Raw genomic sequence first — 1163 nt, 5'->3', positions numbered from 1 at the left:
GCTGACCAACTCAGCGAACGGTTGAATGCTTTGCAAACTGCCGTAACGGCAACGAACACCACAGTTCAAGCAACTGATAATTGGTCTGATACAGTCAAGGCTTTGAATACCTTCGTTAACACCACCGTTCCAGCTATTACTTTGCAGGCTGACAAGGAAGATGCCGTTAACCAGTTGAAGAAGACATTGGCCGATACGCAAGCTGATATCGCAGCTGATACCTCTTTGACGACTGACCAAATCAAGTCACAGACTCAAGACGCAACGGATGCCTATAATGCTGCCGAAAAGGCAGTTGATGGTGTATCAACCGATGCAGATGTGGCAACTCAGTTGAAGACTGGTACTGGTAACATTACCGGAACTCACAAGCCACAAACACCAATCCAAGGTGAAGGTGGACGAGTTGACCAGTTCAAGGGCAACATCACTAACGAATCTGAAAAGGTTCGCGACCAAGTTGCGACAAACTTGAACAACAAGGCCATTACAGCTGACCAAGCTCAAACTTTGAACGCTGCTATTGACCAAGCTGTCGCAACAGCCCAAACCGCTGCTGGCAATGCTAAGAACGCTGATGACATTAATACTGCCCAAGCGAACCTAGAGACTGCTTTGACAGCTGTCCAAACCAACTTGGCCAAGAATGTTTCAGATAATAAGATTGATGCTGCTCAAACAGCTGCTTTGAACACGATTGATCAAGACGGTACGTTGAGTGGTCAAGAAAAGGCCAGCCAAACTGCAGCTGTTAATGATGCTGCTTCGAAGGGTAAGGATGCTGTTGACGGAACTAAGACTGCCGATGAGGCCACAACTGCTGGTAAGGATGCTGTTGATAAAATCGATGGTATTCACCAGCATGGTCAACCAGTCTCAGACCGCTTGCCAGACTTTGAAGACAAAATCCGTACCGCTGCGCAAGGTCTTATCGACCAAGCAAAGGCCAACACGAACTTGTCACAGACTGGTTTGGCAACTATCACCGCTGCTGTTAACGGTATGCGTGACCGGTTGATTACCGAGTTGAAGACGGTCACGACTGTGGTCGATGCCGAGACGATGGTCAGCGATGATCAAAACGCCTTTGCCCTCGGCCAGGGGACTGGTTCGGATGTTAGTCAGGCTAAGAGCCAGTGGGTTAACCGTTTGTACAGTACTTT

At 48.4% G+C, this 1163-nt stretch carries 1 protein-coding gene; it reads left to right on the top strand.

What is annotated here, in order from left to right; genetic code table 11:
• Positions 1–1163 (top strand): DUF1542 domain-containing protein (locus tag AOQ29_RS02210; protein ID WP_114674981.1); only part of this gene is annotated, 1163 nt, incomplete at both ends.

It is taken from the genome of Fructobacillus ficulneus, assembly GCF_001047075.2.
Lineage (GTDB): Bacteria > Bacillota > Bacilli > Lactobacillales > Lactobacillaceae > Fructobacillus > Fructobacillus ficulneus.
Note: the sequence above shows the minus strand (reverse complement) of the source record. Positions and strands in the feature narration are given on the sequence as shown.